At 64.4% G+C, this 17,407-nt stretch carries 15 protein-coding genes; 13 read left to right on the top strand and 2 right to left on the bottom strand.

The window, feature by feature from the left end; translation table 11 throughout:
• Positions 1–65: 65 nt before the first annotated feature.
• The 3 genes from P0D87_RS01160 to P0D87_RS01150 all read left to right on the top strand — a co-directional run bounded on the left by P0D87_RS01160 (position 66) and on the right by P0D87_RS01150 (position 2,907).
• Positions 66–1,103: an ABC transporter substrate-binding protein gene (locus P0D87_RS01160; RefSeq protein ID WP_029968283.1), complete on the top strand. Its 1,038-nt coding sequence runs from the start codon at positions 66–68 to the stop codon at positions 1,101–1,103.
• An 88-nt stretch (positions 1,104–1,191) separates the two neighbouring features.
• Positions 1,192–2,004 carry an ABC transporter ATP-binding protein gene (locus P0D87_RS01155; RefSeq protein WP_029968284.1) on the top strand — a complete coding sequence of 271 codons (813 nt, stop codon included), beginning with the start codon at positions 1,192–1,194 and terminating at the stop codon, positions 2,002–2,004.
• Positions 2,005–2,082: 78 nt separating this feature from the next.
• The gene (locus P0D87_RS01150; protein ID WP_006048871.1) at positions 2,083–2,907 is read left to right on the top strand and encodes an ABC transporter permease; all 825 of its coding nucleotides are present in this window, start codon (positions 2,083–2,085) and stop codon (positions 2,905–2,907) included.
• A 95-nt stretch (positions 2,908–3,002) separates the two neighbouring features.
• Here P0D87_RS01150 and P0D87_RS01145 read toward each other — a convergent pair whose 3' ends face one another.
• Positions 3,003–3,977 carry an NADPH:quinone oxidoreductase family protein gene (locus tag P0D87_RS01145; RefSeq protein WP_053858025.1) on the bottom strand — a complete coding sequence of 325 codons (975 nt, stop codon included), beginning with the start codon at positions 3,975–3,977 and terminating at the stop codon, positions 3,003–3,005.
• Between the two features lie 252 nt (positions 3,978–4,229).
• Between P0D87_RS01145 and surE the strand changes: the two genes are divergently transcribed.
• The 6 genes from surE to rlmD all read left to right on the top strand — a co-directional run bounded on the left by surE (position 4,230) and on the right by rlmD (position 10,459).
• Positions 4,230–4,988 carry a 5'/3'-nucleotidase SurE gene (gene surE, locus P0D87_RS01140; protein ID WP_053858026.1) on the top strand — a complete coding sequence of 253 codons (759 nt, stop codon included), beginning with the start codon at positions 4,230–4,232 and terminating at the stop codon, positions 4,986–4,988.
• Entirely contained in the window at positions 4,985–6,115 is a 1,131-nt protein-coding gene (locus P0D87_RS01135; RefSeq protein ID WP_053858027.1) for a protein-L-isoaspartate(D-aspartate) O-methyltransferase, read from the top strand. Before surE ends, P0D87_RS01135 begins: the two co-directional genes overlap by 4 nt.
• Before the next feature lie 5 nt (positions 6,116–6,120).
• Positions 6,121–7,068, top strand: a complete 948-nt coding sequence (locus P0D87_RS01130) for a peptidoglycan DD-metalloendopeptidase family protein (RefSeq protein WP_006048875.1) — start codon at positions 6,121–6,123, stop codon at positions 7,066–7,068.
• An 11-nt stretch (positions 7,069–7,079) separates the two neighbouring features.
• Positions 7,080–8,159 carry an RNA polymerase sigma factor RpoS gene (gene rpoS / locus P0D87_RS01125; protein WP_006048876.1) on the top strand — a complete coding sequence of 360 codons (1,080 nt, stop codon included), beginning with the start codon at positions 7,080–7,082 and terminating at the stop codon, positions 8,157–8,159.
• Positions 8,160–8,163: 4 nt separating this feature from the next.
• Positions 8,164–8,940, top strand: a complete 777-nt coding sequence (locus tag P0D87_RS01120) for a 3'-5' exonuclease (RefSeq protein WP_029968289.1) — start codon at positions 8,164–8,166, stop codon at positions 8,938–8,940.
• Between the two features lie 91 nt (positions 8,941–9,031).
• Positions 9,032–10,459 carry a 23S rRNA (uracil(1939)-C(5))-methyltransferase RlmD gene (gene rlmD / locus P0D87_RS01115; protein WP_053858028.1) on the top strand — a complete coding sequence of 476 codons (1,428 nt, stop codon included), beginning with the start codon at positions 9,032–9,034 and terminating at the stop codon, positions 10,457–10,459.
• Between the two features lie 119 nt (positions 10,460–10,578).
• Here rlmD and P0D87_RS01110 read toward each other — a convergent pair whose 3' ends face one another.
• Positions 10,579–11,439: an outer membrane protein assembly factor BamD gene (locus tag P0D87_RS01110; RefSeq protein WP_006048879.1), complete on the bottom strand. Its 861-nt coding sequence runs from the start codon at positions 11,437–11,439 to the stop codon at positions 10,579–10,581.
• Between the two features lie 38 nt (positions 11,440–11,477).
• On the opposite strand from P0D87_RS01110, the gene P0D87_RS01105 reads away from it, so the two are divergent.
• From P0D87_RS01105 to P0D87_RS01090, 4 genes are all read left to right on the top strand, one after another.
• On the top strand, positions 11,478–12,785 hold the full coding sequence (locus tag P0D87_RS01105) for an RluA family pseudouridine synthase (protein WP_053858029.1): 1,308 nt from the start codon (positions 11,478–11,480) through the stop codon (positions 12,783–12,785).
• Positions 12,782–13,642 carry a peptidoglycan editing factor PgeF gene (gene pgeF / locus P0D87_RS01100; RefSeq protein ID WP_053858030.1) on the top strand — a complete coding sequence of 287 codons (861 nt, stop codon included), beginning with the start codon at positions 12,782–12,784 and terminating at the stop codon, positions 13,640–13,642. The genes P0D87_RS01105 and pgeF overlap by 4 nt, the downstream gene beginning before the upstream one ends.
• 373 nt (positions 13,643–14,015) lie before the next feature.
• Positions 14,016–15,983, top strand: a complete 1,968-nt coding sequence (gene phaC, locus P0D87_RS01095) for a class I poly(R)-hydroxyalkanoic acid synthase (protein WP_408636710.1) — start codon at positions 14,016–14,018, stop codon at positions 15,981–15,983.
• Between the two features lie 123 nt (positions 15,984–16,106).
• A complete protein-coding gene (locus P0D87_RS01090; protein ID WP_029968296.1) occupies positions 16,107–17,288 on the top strand; it encodes an acetyl-CoA C-acetyltransferase in 1,182 nt (393 codons plus the stop codon).
• The last annotated feature ends 119 nt before the right edge of the window (positions 17,289–17,407 follow it).

Genomic DNA, 17,407 nt, shown 5'->3' with positions numbered 1-17,407 from the left:
CGCAAGCAGCAACCTGCAAATAAAATCGCAACAGCAGAATTGCAAGAGCCTCGGAGACAACCAACATGCATCGCAGAAGCTTCCTCGCCGGTACGGCCGCGCTTGCCGGCGCCACGCTCACGGCCACGCCGCTCGCCTTCGCACAGGGCAAACTGGAAACCACGAAGGTGGCCATTGCCGTCGGCGGAAAGAACCTCTTTTATTATTTGCCGCTCACGATTGCCGAGCGCCGCAATTACTTCAAGGACGAAGGGCTCGACGTCGAAATCTCCGACTTCGCCGGCGGCTCGCAAGCGTTGAAGGCGGCGGTGGGCGGCAGCGCCGATGTGGTGTCCGGCGCATTCGAACACACGCTGCTGTTGCAGGCGCAAAAGCAGTCGTTCCGCGAATTCGTGCTGCAAGGACGCGCGCCGCAAATCGTGCTCGCGGTGTCGAAGAAGACGATGCCCAACTACAAGTCGATCGCCGATCTGCGTGGCAAGAAGATCGGCGTGACCGCGCCCGGATCGTCGACGTCGATCATGGCGAGCTTCGTGCTGGCCAAGGGCGGGCTGACCGCGAAAGACGTCGCGTTCATCGGCGTGGGTGCGGGCGCGGGCGCGATTGCCGCGCTGCAGTCCGGCCAGATCGACGCGCTGGCGAACCTCGACCCGGTGATGACCAAGCTCGAACGCACCGGCGACATTCGTATCGTCTCCGACACGCGCACGCTTGCCGATACGCGCAGCGTATTCGGCGGCGACATGCCGGCAGGCTGCCTGTATGCGTCGCAAAGCTTCATCACGAAGAATCCGAACACCACGCAGGCGCTGACCAATGCAATGGTGCGTGCGCTGAAGTGGCTGCAGACGGCGACCGGCACCGAGTTGATCAACACCGTGCCGGAGAGCTATCTGCTCGGCGATCGCGCCGTTTATCTCGACGCATGGCAGCACGTCAAGGAAGCCATGTCGCCCGACGGCCTCATGCCGACCGACGGCCCCGGCACCGCGCTCAAGACCTTGCAGGCGTTCGACGCGACCGTGCAGGGCAAGCCGATCGACGTGTCGAAGACGTGGACCAACGACTTCGTCAAGAAAGCGCTCAGCACCGTCAAGGCGTAAAACTTCGAGCGCCGCGCGACGACGACATGCCGCGCGCGGCGCGTGTCAGCCTATCATCGAACAACCGATCCTCGAAGCGAGTCGAACCATGACCGTTGCAGCTCTGGCGCTCGAAAACATCACTTGCACCTTCGCCGCACGCGACAACCGCGCGCAGCGCTATACGGCGGTCAAGGACACCACGTTGCGGATCGCGCCCGGCGAGTTCGTCTCGGTGGTCGGCCCGACCGGCTGCGGCAAGTCCACGTTGCTGAATGTCGGCGCGGGTTTGCTCGGGCCGTCGGCGGGTACGGTCAGCGTATTCGGCGAGCCGTTGAACGGCATCAACCGGCGCGCGGGCTACATGTTCCAGGCCGACGCGTTGATGCCGTGGCGCTCAGCTATCGACAACGTGATCGCCGGCCTCGCGTTTCACGGCGTGCCGCAGCAGGAAGCGCGTGCCAAAGCCGAGGAGTGGCTCAAGCGCGTGGGTCTCGGCGGTTTCGGCGACCGCTATCCGCATCAACTGTCGGGCGGCATGCGCAAGCGCGTCGCGATGGCGCAAACGCTGATTCTCGATCCCGACATCATCCTGATGGACGAGCCGTTTTCCGCGCTCGACATCCAGACGCGGCAACTCATGGAAAACGAGTTGCTCGACCTGTGGGCTGCAAAACGCAAGGCCGTGCTCTTCATCACGCACGATCTCGACGAGGCGATCGCGATGTCGGATCGCGTGGTCGTTCTCTCGGCGGGACCGGGCACGCATCCGATTGGCGAATTCACGATCGACTTGCCGCGTCCGCGCGACGTCGCCGAAATCCGTTCGCATCCGCGCTTCGTCGAGCTACACGCGCAGATCTGGAGCGTGCTGCGCGACGAGGTGCTAAAAGGCTATCAACAGCAACTCACCGCTGTATGACGTCTCATTGAACGCTCTCTGAACGCAACGCGCTTTACGTCTATCAACCGTCCAAGCCAAACCGAGGCAAACCGAGTCATGTGGAAGACGTTGCGCCCGAACCGGGCGAATCTGGTGATCTGGCAGTGGCTGCTGCTCGTGCTGTGCTTCGTGCTCTGGTACGTGCTGACGAGCCCGACACTGCTGCCCGCGTTTTATTTCGACGATCCGAACAAGGCGGCTTTCTTCTTCGGCGAACCGCAAAAAGTCTTGCTGCGGATCTGGGAATGGTTCACGACCGGCGAGATCTATCTGCACCTATGGATCACGCTGCTCGAGACCGTGCTCGCGTTCGCGCTCGGCACGGCGCTCGGACTCGGCGTTGGTTTATGGCTCGCGCTGTCGCCGCTTGCGAGCGCGCTGTTCGATCCGTACATCAAGGCCGCGAACTCAATGCCGCGCGTGATTCTCGCGCCGATCTTCGGCGTGTGGTTCGGTCTTGGCATCTGGTCGAAGGTCGCGCTTGGCGTCACGCTCGTGTTCTTCATCGTGTTCTTCAACGTCTATCAGGGCGTGAAGGAAGTGAGCCCGGTCGTGCTCGCGAACGCGCGCATGCTCGGCGCAAACGGCAAGCAACTGCTGCGCTACGTCTATTTGCCGAGCGCGATGAGCTGGGTCTTTTCGAGCTTGCACACGTCGGTGGGTCTCGCGTTCGTGGGCTCGGTGGTGGGCGAGTACCTCGGCTCCGCGCGCGGCGTCGGCTATCTGATCCTGCAGGCCGAAGGCACGTTCGACATCAATACCGTGTTCGCCGGCATTCTCGTGTTGACCGCGTTCGCGCTGATTCTCGATGCGATCGTCGGCGTCGGCGAGCGGCATCTGATGAAGTGGCAGCCAAAGACCGGAGACACCGAAAAGCTGTAGGCGCCGCAAACTTCACAGCGCAAAAAAAACAGCGTGGGCTCGCAGAGCCGCACGCTGTTTTTGTTTGAGCGAGCGCCGCTTCTCAGCGAGGCCGGCTACGGCGTGATCACCACCTTGCCGATCACGCGACGCTCGGCCATATCGCGCAGCGCGCGCGCCGTTTCATCGAGCGGATAACGCGCGGACACATGCGGCTTGAGCTTGCCTTCTCCGATCCAGCCGACCATCTGCCGGAACGCCGCATGATTGCGCTCGGGCTCGCGCTTCGCAAAGTCTCCCCAGAACACCCCGACCACGCTCGCGCCTTTGAGCAGCGTCAGATTGAGCGGCAGCTTCGGAATCTCGCCGTTCGCGAAGCCGACCACCAGGTAGCGACCGCGCCAGCCGATACTGCGAAACGCCGGCTCGGCATACACGCCGCCGACCGGATCGTAGATCACGTCCGGGCCTTTGCCGTCGGTGAGCGTCTTGATGCGCTCGCGCAGGTCCTCGGTCGTGTAGTTGATCGTCGCGTCGGCGCCATGTTGCAAGCACACCGCGAGCTTTTCATCGCTCGACGCCGCCGCGATCACGCGCGCGCCGAGCGCCTTGCCGATTTCCACAGCCGCGAGTCCCACGCCGCCCGCCGCGCCCAGCACGAGCATCGTCTCGCCGGCTTGCAGCGCGGCGCGGTCGACCACCGCGTGATGCGACGTGCCATACGCGAGCGTGAAGGCCGCGGCCAGTTCGAGGTCGACGTCTTCGGCGAGCGGCACGCAGGCCGACTCGCTCGCAAGCGCCTGCTGCGCGAAGCCGCCCGAGCCCGTGAACGCGACCACGCGGGAGCCGGGCGTGAACTGCGTGACCCCCGCACCGACCGCGCGCACGATGCCCGCGACTTCCGAGCCTGGCGTAAAAGGCAGTGGCGGCTTGAACTGATACTTGTTCTGGATGATCAGCACATCGGGAAAGTTGACGGAGGCCGCCTTCACGTCGATCACGACATGCCCTGGCGGCGGTTCCAGATCAGGCAACTCTTCGACGGTGAGGCTCTCCGGCGGGCCGTACTGATTGCAGCGAATCGCGCGCATCGTGTCTCCATTCGATCAGAGTTCGCAATGGCTTCGAGTGTAATGCATGCGCACGACCGTACGTTTCGCGGGTTCGCGGTCTGGCGGCAGCAGGGCGCCGCGCATCGATCTGCATTTACTGCGCTGCTCACGAGCGCATAGGGACAAGACAACAAGCCCGCATTCACACACCAGCGCAAGCGCTTTGCGTGGCCTGCGCAACGCGCTTGCCGTGTCGTTCGCGCGCCATCTTTCCTCGGTTACAATCGCCGCATGCGAATCCTACTCAGCAACGACGACGGTTACCTGGCGCCCGGCCTCGGCGCGCTTTACGAAGCGCTCAAGCCGCTCGCCGACGTGACCGTGATGGCGCCCGAGCAGAACTGCAGCGGCGCGTCGAATTCCCTGACCTTGTCGCGGCCGCTTTCGGTTTTGCGCTCGGCCAATGGTTTCTACTACGTGAACGGCACGCCGACCGACTCGGTGCACATCGCGCTGACGGGCATGCTCGACCACACGCCGGACCTCGTCGTCTCGGGCATCAACAACGGTCAGAACATGGGCGAGGACACGCTCTATTCGGGCACCGTCGCGGCGGCTACCGAAGGCATCATGTTCGGCGTGCCGGCCATCGCCTTTTCGCTCGTCGATAAAGACTGGGTGCATCTCGAAGACGCCGTGCGCGTCGCCGCGGAAATCGTCGCGCATTACCTCGCGCACCCGCTGCCGGGGCATCCGCTTCTGAACGTCAACATTCCGAACCTGCCGTACGAGCAACTGCGCGACTGGCGCGTCACTCGTCTGGGCAAGCGGCATCCGTCGCAGCCGGTGATCCGCCAGACCAATCCGCGCGGCGAGCCGATCTACTGGATCGGGCCGTCGGGCAGCGCGCGCGATGCGAGCGAAGGTACGGATTTCCACGCAGTCGCGAACGGCCATGTGTCGATCACGCCGCTGCAGCTCGATCTGACGCACACGCAAATGCTGCCGGCCGCACACGACTGGGCGCGCGCGGGCAGCGGCGCTTCATGACGAGCGAGCGCGCGAAGCGCTTTCCACTCGGCCTCGAAGATCTGGTGCGCGAGCCGCGCCGGCCCGAAGGCCGTCCAGGGGAAGTGCGCGCGGCGGCGCTTGCCGCGAGTGCCGCGCTCAATGCGCGGCAGCAGCCGGCGAAGCATGGGCAGCCCGGTTCGGCTGGCAAGACGCAGCCGAAGCAGGCGAGAGCGCCGGCTTCGGTCGCGGACAGATTGCCGGCCGGCACGCCAGCGAGGCCGCTCATCGTGACGCCGCCCAGGGCGCTCGCCGCGCCTGCGGTGAAGACGCCGGCGCGGCCGGTCGCGCAGAGCGCGGGCGCGCGTCCGTCGTCCGCGGTGAAGGGTGCAGCGTCGTCGTCTACGCGAGCCGCGAGCAAGGCCGTGAGTTCCTCTGCACCGTCCTCGCCGTCCGCCAAGTCCGTGACAAGCCGCTCGAACGAGCGCGGCGCCGCGCCGAACGTCGCGCTGAACCGCGCAACGGCATTGACGTCGGAACGGGTTCGCGAACGCATGGTCGAACGCCTGCGTGCGAACGGCATCACCGATCAGCGCGTGTTGAGCGCGATGTCCGTGGTGCCGCGCCATATGTTCGTCGATCCCGGCCTCGCGGTTCAGGCCTACGAAGATGCGGCGTTGCCAATCGGCCATCACCAGACTATCTCGAAGCCGTCGGTGGTCGCGCGAATGATCGAGCTCGCAGCAACCGGCCGCGCGCTGAACAACGTGCTCGAGATCGGCACCGGTTGCGGTTATCAGGCGGCGGTGCTGAGCCAGGTCGCGCGCGAGGTGTATTCGATCGAACGCATCAAGCCGTTGTCCGAGCGCGCGAAGACAAACTTGCGTCCGCTGCGAATTCCGAACATCCGGCTGCACTATGGCGACGGACGTTTGGGGCTGCCGTCGGCGGCGCCTTTCGATGCGATCCTGATCGCCGCCGCGGGCCTCGACGTGCCGCAAGCATTACTTGAACAACTCGCGATCGGCGGCCGCCTGATCGCGCCGGTCGGCTCGCAGGAAGGCCAGAACCAGGTGCTGACGCTCGTCGAGCGCCTTGGGCCGGCGCAGTGGCGCGAGTCGCAGCTTGATCGCGTTTTCTTTGTACCCTTAAAATCCGGAGTGATTTGACACCGATGAGTATGTTGCGCGCGATGCAAAGAACCAGCCTGAATGTCCCCATGTCCGTAACCCAGCGTAGCGTGTGCGTGCTCGCCTTGTCCCTGTTGATGACAGCCTGTGCATCCCGGCTCGATCAGGCGCCGGTCGTCGACCGCTCCGGCGGCGGCGTGCTCGGCACGCAAGCCGCGCAGGCCGGGCAGCAACCGGCCGTGCCGCTCGGCCCGCCGCCGCCTGGCTACTATCGCGTGAAGCCGGGCGACACGCTGTACCGGATCGCACTCGAGAACGGCCAGAACTACCGCGACATTTCCGCGTGGAACAACCTCACGAACCCGAATCAGATCGAGGTCGATCAACTGCTGCGCGTGGTGCCGCCAGGCGCGAACACCGCTGCGCTGACGCCGGGCGTCGCGACTGCGCCGCTCGGCAGTAACGGCGCGGTGCAAAGCGCGCCGCTCAATGGCGCGGCGCCTTCGACGGGCGCGGCAGCCGGCGTGGCCGCGCCGCCCATCTACGGCTCGAGCGCGAACAGCGCGGCGCTCACGCCGCCGTCGAGCGCCGCTGCAGCAAGCGATTCGACTGCCGGCGCGTCGAGCAACATCAGCTTCTCCTGGCCGGTGCGCGGCCAGTTGCTCGGCACCTTCAACGATTCGACCAACAAGGGCGTCAATATCGGCGGCGCGGCGGGCGAAGCGGTGAAGGCCTCCGCGGACGGCCGCGTGGTTTATGCCGGAAATGGGCTGCGTGGTTACGGCAATCTAATTATCATCAAGCATGACGCAACTTATCTCACCGCGTATGCACACAACCGCTCTTTGATGGTAAAAGAGGGGGATGCGGTCACGAAGGGGCAGAAAATCGCCGAGATGGGTAACAGCGATTCAGACCGTGTCATGTTGCATTTCGAAGTTCGCCGGCAGGGTAAACCTGTCGACCCACTGAAGTATTTGCCGCCGCAATAAGCGATACGACCATGCCGAAACCGAAGCGCCGCCTGCCGCAAGCCGAATCTGAAACGATCAGCAATGCCACGTCCGCTTCGGTGGACGACAGCGGCGCTTCGGAAGCGGAAGAGGAGCTCGTCGAAGAGCGCGAGCTCGACGAGCGCCCGAGCGCCGAAGAAGGCGGCGACGCGCGCGAAGGCGCAGCCGAGGTCGTGCCCGACGCGGACGACTTCCGCGCGCTGCTGCAAGCCGAGCTCACAGCGGACACGATCCAGCATTATCTGAATCGCATCAGCGTGAAGCCGCTTCTCACCGTCGAGGAAGAGCAGAAGTACTCGCGTCTCGCGAAGGCGGGCGAGTTCGAAGCGCGGCAAGTGATGATCGAGCGCAATCTGCGGCTGGTCGTCAGCATCGCTAAGGGTTATCTGAATCGCGGCGTGCCGCTGCTCGATCTGATCGAAGAGGGCAACCTCGGCCTGATGCACGCCATCGAGAAATTCGATCCGACACGCGGCTTCCGGTTTTCCACTTACGCGACGTGGTGGATCCGACAGAGCATCGAGCGCGCGATCATGAACCAGGCGCGCACCGTGCGCTTGCCGGTGCACGTGATTCGCGAGCTCAATCAGGTGCTGCGTGCGAAGCGCCATCTGGAAAAGAATTCGATGAACTCCGGCGAAGCAGCCGAGCGCCGCGACGCCAGCATCGACGACATCGCTTATCTGACCGGCAAGACCACCGACGAAGTCACCGACATTCTCGCGCTGAACGAGCACACCGCCTCGCTCGACGCGCCGCTCGATCTCGATCCGGCCAGCAGTCTGCTCGATCTGTTGTCGGACGACCAGAGCCAGTCGCCGGATGCGGAGGTTCAGCATCGCGAACTGGAAACGCTCACGCGCGCATGGCTCGCGCGTCTGTCGGACAAGCATCGCCATGTGATCGAACGCCGCTTCGGTCTGAATCACATCGAACCCGCCACGCTCGAAGAGCTGGCCGATGAAATGGGCCTCACGCGCGAGCGTGTGCGCCAGATCCAACAGGAAGCGCTCGTGCGGTTAAAGCGCTTCTTCGCCTCTAACGGCGTTCGCAAAGACGCCGTTCTCTGACTTGATGACACCGATTCTTGTTTTCGACATCGAGACGATTCCCGATGTCGCCGGCATCCGCCGTCTCGAAGATTTGCCCGCCACGATGAGCGACGCCGAAGTCGCCGAGCACGCGTTCGCCGCGCGCCGCGAAAAGACAGGCGGCGATTTTCTGCCGCATCATCTGCAACGCATCGCCGCGATTTCCTGCGTGTTTCGCGATAACAACGGCTTTCGCGTGCGCTCGCTCGGCACGCTCGAAGACGGCGAGGCGGCGCTGGTGCAGTCGTTTTATCGCGTGATCGAGAAGTACACGCCGCAGCTCGTGTCGTGGAACGGCGGCGGCTTCGACCTGCCGGTGCTGAACTACCGCGCGCTCGTCAACGGCATTCCCGCCTACCGGTTCTGGGATCTCGGCGAAGACGACCGCGAGTTCAAGTGGAACAACTACATCAGCCGCTACCACGCGCGCCATACCGATCTCATGGACGTCCTCGCGATGTACCAGGCGCGCGCCAACGCGCCGCTCGACGCGCTCGCGAAGATGTGCGGCTTTCCCGGCAAGATGGGCATGGACGGCAGCCAGGTGTGGCAGGCGTATCAGGAAGGGCGCATCGAGGAAATCCGCAATTACTGCGAGACCGACGTCGTCAATACGTATCTGCTGTATTGCCGCTTTCAGTTGATTCGCGGTGCGTTCTCCGCCGCCGAATACGCCGACGAGATCAATCTCGTCAAGAACGCGCTCGCGCTCGAAACCGCGCCGCAATGGGCGGAATATCTGGCGGCGTTCGATCAATAGCCGTGGGGCCGCGTGCACGGAGCCGGGGCGTCGCTCGCGCCGGCTTCGTCTACAATCTCGCCTTTCCCCCAAGTTTGTCAGGAAGTAGCAGGTGTCCCGAACTGCCCACCATCGTCGCTCGCCGAAGCGCCCGTCGAAATACCACAAAGCCGCGCCGGCTCCGGCGCCCGTCATTACCGGCAACGAGCCGGTCGTCGAAATCGTTTCGCTCGATATGGAAGCGCGCGGCGTCGGCCGCATCGAGTCCGAAGACGGCACGCCCGGCAAGGTGATTTTCGTCGAAGGCGCGCTGCCCGGCGAGCGCGTGAGCTACTCGACACATCGCAGCAAGCCGAAGTTCGAACAGGCCGAAGTGGTGCAGGTGTTCCGCGAAAGCGTGATGCGCACGAAGCCAAAATGCACGTACTTCGACATTTGCGGCGGCTGTTCGATGCAGCATCTCGACATTCGCGCGCAGGTCGCGGTGAAGCAGCGTGTGCTCGAGGACAACCTTCAGCATCTCGCGAAGCTGCGCCCCGAAACGGTGTTCCGGCCGATTCACGGACCGGCCTGGGGTTATCGCTATCGCGCGCGTCTCGCCGTGCGTTTTCTGCCCGAAAAAGGCGGCATGCGCATTGGCTTTCACGAGAAGAAGAGCAGCTACATCGCGGATATGAAAACCTGCGAGGTGCTGCCGCCGCATGTGTCGGCGATGCTGATGCCGCTGCGCTTCATGGTGCGCAAGCTGTCCATCTACGACCGCATGCCGCAGCTCGAACTGGCGGTCGGCTCGTCGGTCACGGCGTTTGTCGTGCGCAATCTCGAGCCTTTGACTGCCGCCGACGAGCAGGTGCTGCGCGAGTTCGCCGACGAACACAAGGTGCAGTTCTGGATTCAGCCAGGCGGCCCGGACACGGTCACGCCGCTGTATCCGCTCGACGTGCAGCTCGACTACACGCTGCCCGAGTACGACATCCGCATGCCGTTCAAGCCGACCGACTTCACGCAGGTCAATCACGCGATCAACCGTGTGCTCGTGAGCCGCGCGCTGCGCCTGCTCGCGCCCGCGCGCACGGACCGCGTGCTGGATCTGTTCTGCGGCATCGGCAATTTCACGCTGCCGCTTGCGCGCATCGCGAGGGAAGTGGTGGGCATCGAAGGCAGCGACGTGCTGACCTCGCGCGCGCTGGCCAATGCCGAGCTGAACGGCGTGGCGGCGCATACGTCGTTTGCATGCCGCAATCTGTTCGAAGTCACCGCCGACGACATGCGCGCGCTCGGCCACTTCGACAAGTTTCTGGTCGACCCGCCGCGCGAAGGCGCACTGGCCGTCGCGAAGGCGTTGGCGGAAATCGCGCAAAGCGGCGATGGACCGCTGCCGAAGCGCATCGTCTACGTGTCGTGCAATCCGTCGACGCTTGCGCGCGACGCCGGTCTGCTCGTGCACGAGGCCGGCTACCGGCTGGTGGGTGCGGGCGTCGTCAACATGTTCCCGCATACGTCGCATGTGGAGTCGATTGCGTTGTTCGAGCGGGACTGATTCGGCTAGTCGATATGGCCAACCCATCCCGCTAACGCATAAAGCAAAACGCCACGACCGAAGTCGTGGCGTTTTGCTTTGCAACTCGTGTTCAGCCGCGGTTCAAACCGCGGCGCGGCTTAAAACTGCCACCAGGATTTTTCCTTACCCGGCCTTGCATGACCCGTGACGTACGGGCTGTCGGGGAAGGTGCCGGCGAGCACGCGCTTGGTGTCGTCGGCGAGTTGCGGCTGGTTCAGCCTCTGATACGACAGCATCATGATGTGCAGCGCGTCTTCGATAGCCGGTGCGTTCTTGTATTCCTTCAACGCGAGCTGCGCGCGATTGATCGCAGCCACATACGCGCCACGGCGGTAGTAGTAATCCGCCGCGTGGACTTCGTGCGACGCCAGCGCGTTCACGATGTAGCGCATGCGTTGCGCGGCGTCCGGCGCATATTTGCTGTTCGGATACCGGTCGACCACGACCTTGAACGCGTCGTACGACTCGCGCAGCGACTTCGGATCGCGCTCGCTCATGTCCTGGCCGGAAAAGCGGCCGAAGAGACCGAGGTCGTCGTTGAAGTGGATCATGCCCTTGAGATAGTACGCATAGGCGATGTCCGGGTGATCCGGGTGCAGCTGGATGAAGCGGTCGATAGCCTGATCGGCGGCCGCGGCTTCGTTATCTTTCCAGTTGCAATAAGCGACGTTGATCTGCGCCTGCTGGGCGAAGTGGCCGAACGGGTCGCGGCCTTCGAGCATTTCGAAGTACTTCGCGCACTTGCCGAAGTCGCCGCCGCTCAGGGCGTCGTTCGCCTCCGTATATAATTTGTTGTTGTTCCACGTTGCCGTTTCGTCGGTCTTCTCCGGCAGGCCGTGGCAAGCCGCAACAACCGCGACGGCTGCGGCACACGCAATGTATCCGGCCACTTTCCGGGCCGCGCTCTTCATGGCCTTCAAATTGATCGCCGCTTTAGTGATGGTGTTCAAGGCTCGCATTTTCCAGTCTAGCTTTACGTCCAGGTGACCCAGACTCAATGACCCGCTCAAATACTCCAGGCGCTGCAACCGGTGCCCGGAATAGCAACGAAGATTATAACGTAAGCGCCGACCCCTCCGACGCGTTGGGCCCCGATTCGCTCGACGACGACCTCCCCGCCGACGCGCTCGGCAAAGCCGCGCTCGCCAGCATGGTGCCGAGTGTGGCAAACCGTGTCGCGGACGAAACGCCGCGCAGTGTCGTGGTGCCCGACGAACTGGCAGGCGAGCGCCTCGACAAGGTGCTCGCGCGCCTTTTCCCCGAATTCTCGCGCAACCGCCTGCAAAGCTGGATCGAGGCGGAGCGCGTGCGGATCGACGGCAAACCGGCAAAGATTCGCCAGCCGGTGCCGCTTGGCGCGACCATCGAACTCGTGCCCGACCTGCTGCCCGAACAGCTCGCGTTCACGCCCGAACCGGTGCCGCTCGAGATCGTCTACGAAGACGACACGCTCGTCGTCATTAACAAGCCCGCCGGCATGGTCGTGCATCCGGCGGCCGGCAACTGGAGCGGGACCGTGCTCAACGGTCTGCTGTACCGCTACGGCGACGCCGCGGCGGGCTTGCCGCGCGCGGGCATCGTGCATCGGCTGGATAAGGAAACATCGGGGCTGATGGTGGTCGCGCGCACGCTCGAGGCGCAGACCGACCTCGTGCGCCAGTTGCAGGCGCGCACGGTCAAGCGCCGCTATCTCGCGCTCGTGTGGGGCAACATGCCCGAGGAAGGCACGATCGACGCACCCATCGGCCGCGATCCGCGCGAGCGCACGCGCATGGCCGTCGTGACCGGCGCATCGGGCAAACCGGCGCGCACGCATTTCCGGCGCGTCGATACGGCGATCTGGCAGCGTCAGCCGGTCACCGCGATTCACTGCGATCTCGAAACCGGCCGCACGCATCAGATCCGCGTGCACTGCGCGCATATCGGCCATCCGCTGCTTGGCGATCCGGTGTATGGGCGCGCGCGCGGCAAGCGCTCGGTGACGCCGCTGCCCGGCGAGTTCGCGCGCCAGGCGCTGCATGCATGGCGCCTCGGTCTGATTCATCCGAAGACCGGCCGCACGATGCAATGGCGCGCGGACGTGCCGGCAGATATCGCGGCGCTGTCGGCGGCGCTGGGTCTTGGTCGCGACGATGCGGGCGAATTCGACGAGACGTACTATGAGGAAGACGGCTACGAGGCCGCGGACTACGACGAGCACGACGACGCCGACGAGCACGATCCGCATGGCGAATACGACGAGCAGGACGAGTCCGACGAACCCGACGACCACAACCCACAGCAAGACAAGGACGATCGCGCATGACCAGCCTGCCCGAACTGAGCTTTGCCGATGTCGTGCAACCCGCGTGGAATGTGGCGCCGCGCGTGCGCGCGCTCGTCACGACGCGTAACGGCGGCGTGAGCAAGCCGCCGTTCGGTCGCTGGCGCGACGGCGCGGACGAACCCGGCGGCCTGAACCTGGGCATGAAGTCCGGCGACGATCCCGCCGTGGTCGCGGCCAATCGGGCGCGGCTCCTCACGCTGGCAGGCGTCGCCGATGCCGCGTGGCTCGATCAGGTTCACGCGGCGCGCATCGTGCGAGCCGAGGACGCGCTTCGCGAAGCGCAAGCGAACGGCAAGCCGACGCAAGCGGACGCGAGCGTCACGGATCGCGCGGGCATCGCGTGCGTGGTGATGATCGCGGACTGCATGCCGGTGCTTCTGTGCGACGAAACCGGCCGTGCAGTGGGCGCGGCGCACGCGGGCTGGCGCGGACTCGCGGCGGGCATCGTCGAGCAGACGGCCGGCCGCGTCGCCGAACTCGCCGGCGTAGAAGCGCACACGTTGCACGCGTATCTCGGACCTTGCATTGGACCGCAATCGTTCGAAGTCGGGCCCGACGTGCGCGACGCGTTCCTCGACGGCGCGAATGCAAGCGAACGCGATGCAACCGCGAGCGCCTTCGTCGCGCATCCGCGAAACGACGGTAAATATCTTGCGGATCTTCCGGCGCTGGCTCGTCTGCGTTTGCAGCGGCTCGGCGTGACGCGCGTTGTCGGCGGCGACATGTGCACGGTTAGCGAACGCGAGCGCTTCTATTCATACCGCCGCGATCGTGAGACAGGGCGCATGGCCGCATTGATCTGGCTCGACAACGAAGCTCAGACACTCGGCGACTGAGGCGAGCGCGACTCGCATTTTGCTGCGCTGCCGGAAGTGTCGAAGGAATCGTTTCGTCCGTTAATACCCGCATTAACACCGAGCAATAAATGTGAATTAAGCGCGGCAATACAGCGTTTTTTCGCAATCCGCCATTCGATTGACATATGTCTGAAAATGCCGGCCAGTGATACAGGGAAAACGATAATTAAAAAACTATCGCACTGCGGCAAAATCGGGAACAAGCATTGACATGCCTTGCGATGGGGAGCAAGAATGTTCCTCACAGCTCCTCGTACATGGGACAGGGCGTGACGAGGGCGCGAGCGATCGCCCACGTGCGCAAGAACCTGCCTCTCAACCGTCCGCAAGGACTTACCGGTCAAAAGCAGGTATGGCAGCTCCTCATTCCCCAGCTTCCCCCAGCACCGACTCCTCGAAGGAGCAAACGCAGCAGGCCGGCACCAGTGGCGCGAGCGGCGCCGCAGCGACCGCGGGCCTTCAGCCATTTTTCGACGCGTGGTTAAACGCCTGGCGCTCGTTGGGCGCAGGAACGGCAGCCGGCGGCAACGGCGCGCCGTTCGCGATGCCGCAATTTCCTCCAGTTCAAGGCGCGGCGCCGTGGAGCGTGCCCGGCATGCCGTCGATGCCTTCGTTCCCTGGCATGCCTGACTTCAGCAAGCTCGCAGCGGGTGCTGTGGGTGCCGCGGGTGGGATACCCGGCATGCCGTCGTTCGCCGGTCTGAGCCTACCTGCCGCGGCGATTCCTCCTGAACGTCTGCAGAAACTGCAAGCCGACTACACGCGTGAAGCGATGGTGCTGCTGCAGCAGGCGAGCGGCGGTGGCGCGGCGCCGAAAGCGCCCGAACTGAAGGACCGCCGCTTCAGTTCCGACGCATGGAGCGCCACGCCGGCCTTCGCATTCACCGCCGCATGGTATCTGCTGAACGCGCGCTATCTACAGGAAATGGTCGACGCGCTCGAGACCGAACCGAAAGTGCGCGAGCGCATCCGCTTCGCCGTTCAGCAATGGACGGCTGCGGCGTCGCCGAGCAATTTCCTAGCGTTGAATCCGGAGGCGCAAAAGACGTTGCTCGAGAGCCAGGGCGAGAGCTTGCGGCAAGGCGTGATGAATCTGCTTGCCGACATGCAGCGCGGCAAGATCTCGCAGACGGACGAATCGCGTTTCGTGGTCGGCGAAAATCTCGCGACCACCGAAGGCTCGGTCGTGTTCGAAAACGACCTGATGCAGTTGATCCAGTACAAGCCGCGCACGGCGACCGTGCGCGAGCGGCCGCTTCTGATCGTGCCGCCTTGCATCAACAAGTACTACATTCTCGATCTGCAGCCGGAGAACTCGCTCGTCGCCCATGCGCTCGATTCGGGCCACCAGGTGTTCCTGATTTCGTGGCGCAATGCGGACGCCTCCATCGCGCATAAGACGTGGGACGACTACGTCAGCGAGGGCGTGTTCACCGCGATGCAAACCGTGAGCAAGATCAGCGGACGCGAGCAGATCAACACGCTCGGCTTCTGCATCGGCGGAACGATGCTCGCCACCGCGCTCGCGGTTGCGGCGGCGCGCGGCGAACATCCGGCCGCGTCCATGACGCTGCTCACTTCGATGCTCGACTTTTCGGACACCGGCGTGCTCGATATTTTCGTCGACGAAGCGCATGTGCAAATGCGCGAGCAGACCATCGGCGGCAAGAACGGTGCGCCGCCGGGACTCATGCGCGGCATCGAATTCGCCAACACGTTTTCGTTCCTGCGTCCGAACGACCTGGTGTGGAACTACGTCGTCGACAATTATCTGAAGGGACGCACACCGGTGCCGTTCGACCTGCTGTACTGGAACAGCGACTCCACGAGCCTGCCCGGTCCCATGTACGTCTGGTATCTGCGCAACACATATCTCGAGAACCGTCTGCGCGAGCCGGGTGGAGTGACCACCTGCGGCGAGCCGGTCGATCTGTCGAAGATCGACGTGCCCACCTTCATTTACGGTTCACGCGACGACCATATCGTGCCGTGGCCGTCGGCCTATGCGTCGGCGCCGCTCCTCACCGGACCGTTGAAGTTCGTGCTCGGCGCGTCGGGTCATATCGCGGGTGTCATCAACCCGCCCGCGAAAAACAAGCGCAGCTACTGGACGCTCGAGGGCGAGCAGAAGAGCTTGCCGGAGAACCCGGACGACTGGCTCGGCGAGGCGAAGGAAGTGCCCGGAAGCTGGTGGCCCGAGTGGACCACGTGGCTCGATCAGTACGGCGGCAGGAAAGTGAAGCCGCGCGCCGCGGCGGGCTCGGAGGAATTCCCGGTCATCGAGCCGGCGCCGGGCCGCTACGTGCGCAAGCGCGAGTAAGAACACGATCTCAGATGCCACCCAACGCAACGGGGCAAGACGAGCTAGCAGGTTCACGAGCAACGAGATTTTTAACTTGACGGGCCCCGGCCTGATTGGCCGCGAAGCCCGGAGGATATGGAAATGACTGATGTTGTGATCGTATCGGCCGCGCGTACGGCAGTGGGCAAATTCGGCGGGTCGCTGGCGAAGATCGCCGCGCCCGAACTCGGCGCGACTGTGATTCGCGCGGTGCTGGAACGTGCGGGCCTGAAGCCCGAGCAGGTGAGCGAAGTGATCCTGGGCCAGGTGCTGACGGCGGGCTCGGGACAGAATCCGGCGCGCCAGTCGTTGATCAAGGCGGGGCTGCCCTCGGCGGTGCCCGGCATGACGATCAACAAGGTCTGCGGTTCGGGCCTCAAAGCGGTGATGCTCGCGGCCAACGCGATCATCGCGGGCGACGCGGACATCGTGATCGCCGGCGGTCAGGAAAACATGAGCGCGGCGCCGCACGTGCTGCCGGGCTCGCGCGACGGCTTCCGCATGGGCGACGCCAAGCTCGTGGACACGATGATCGTCGACGGTCTGTGGGACGTGTACAACCAGTATCACATGGGCGTGACGGCGGAAAACGTCGCGAAGGAATTCGACATCACGCGCGAACAGCAGGACGCGTTCGCGGCGCTGTCGCAGAACAAGGCGGAAGCCGCGCAGAAGTCGGGCCGTTTCGACGACGAAATCGTGCCGGTCGAGATTCCGCAGCGCAAGGGCGACCCGGTGCGTTTCGCCACCGACGAGTTCGTGCGTCACGGCGTGACGGCCGAGTCGCTGGCAGGTCTGAAGCCGGCGTTCTCGAAGGAAGGCACGGTCACGGCGGCTAACGCGTCGGGTCTGAACGACGGCGCGGCGGCTGTGGTCGTCATGTCCGCGAAAAAGGCCGAAGCGCTCGGTCTCACGCCGCTTGCGCGCATCAAGGCGTACGCGAACGCGGGCGTGGATCCGAAGATCATGGGCATGGGTCCGGTGCCGGCGTCGAAGCGCTGTCTGGAGCGCGCGGGCTGGAGCGTGAACGATCTCGATCTGATGGAGATCAACGAAGCCTTCGCCGCGCAGGCGCTCGCCGTGCACAAGCAGATGGGCTGGGACACGTCGAAGATCAACGTGAACGGCGGCGCGATCGCGATCGGCCATCCGATCGGCGCGTCCGGCTGCCGGATTCTCGTCACGCTGCTGCACGAAATGCAGAAGCGCGATGCGAAGAAGGGCCTGGCTTCGCTGTGCATCGGCGGCGGCATGGGCGTCGCGCTGGCGCTCGAGCGCGTTTGACGACGATCCGCACGCCGACCGCGCACAGGCGTCGTACACGGTGTTGACGTGCGCCGCTTTGCGACTCCGGCGCGCGCTCGTGTGACGCCCGAGAGCGGCCTCGCCGGCCGGTCGCCCGG

Origin of the sequence: Paraburkholderia sp. RL17-368-BIF-A (genome assembly GCF_046054045.1) — a bacterium.
Classification (GTDB): domain Bacteria; phylum Pseudomonadota; class Gammaproteobacteria; order Burkholderiales; family Burkholderiaceae; genus Paraburkholderia; species Paraburkholderia graminis.
Note: the sequence above shows the minus strand (reverse complement) of the source record. Positions and strands in the feature narration are given on the sequence as shown.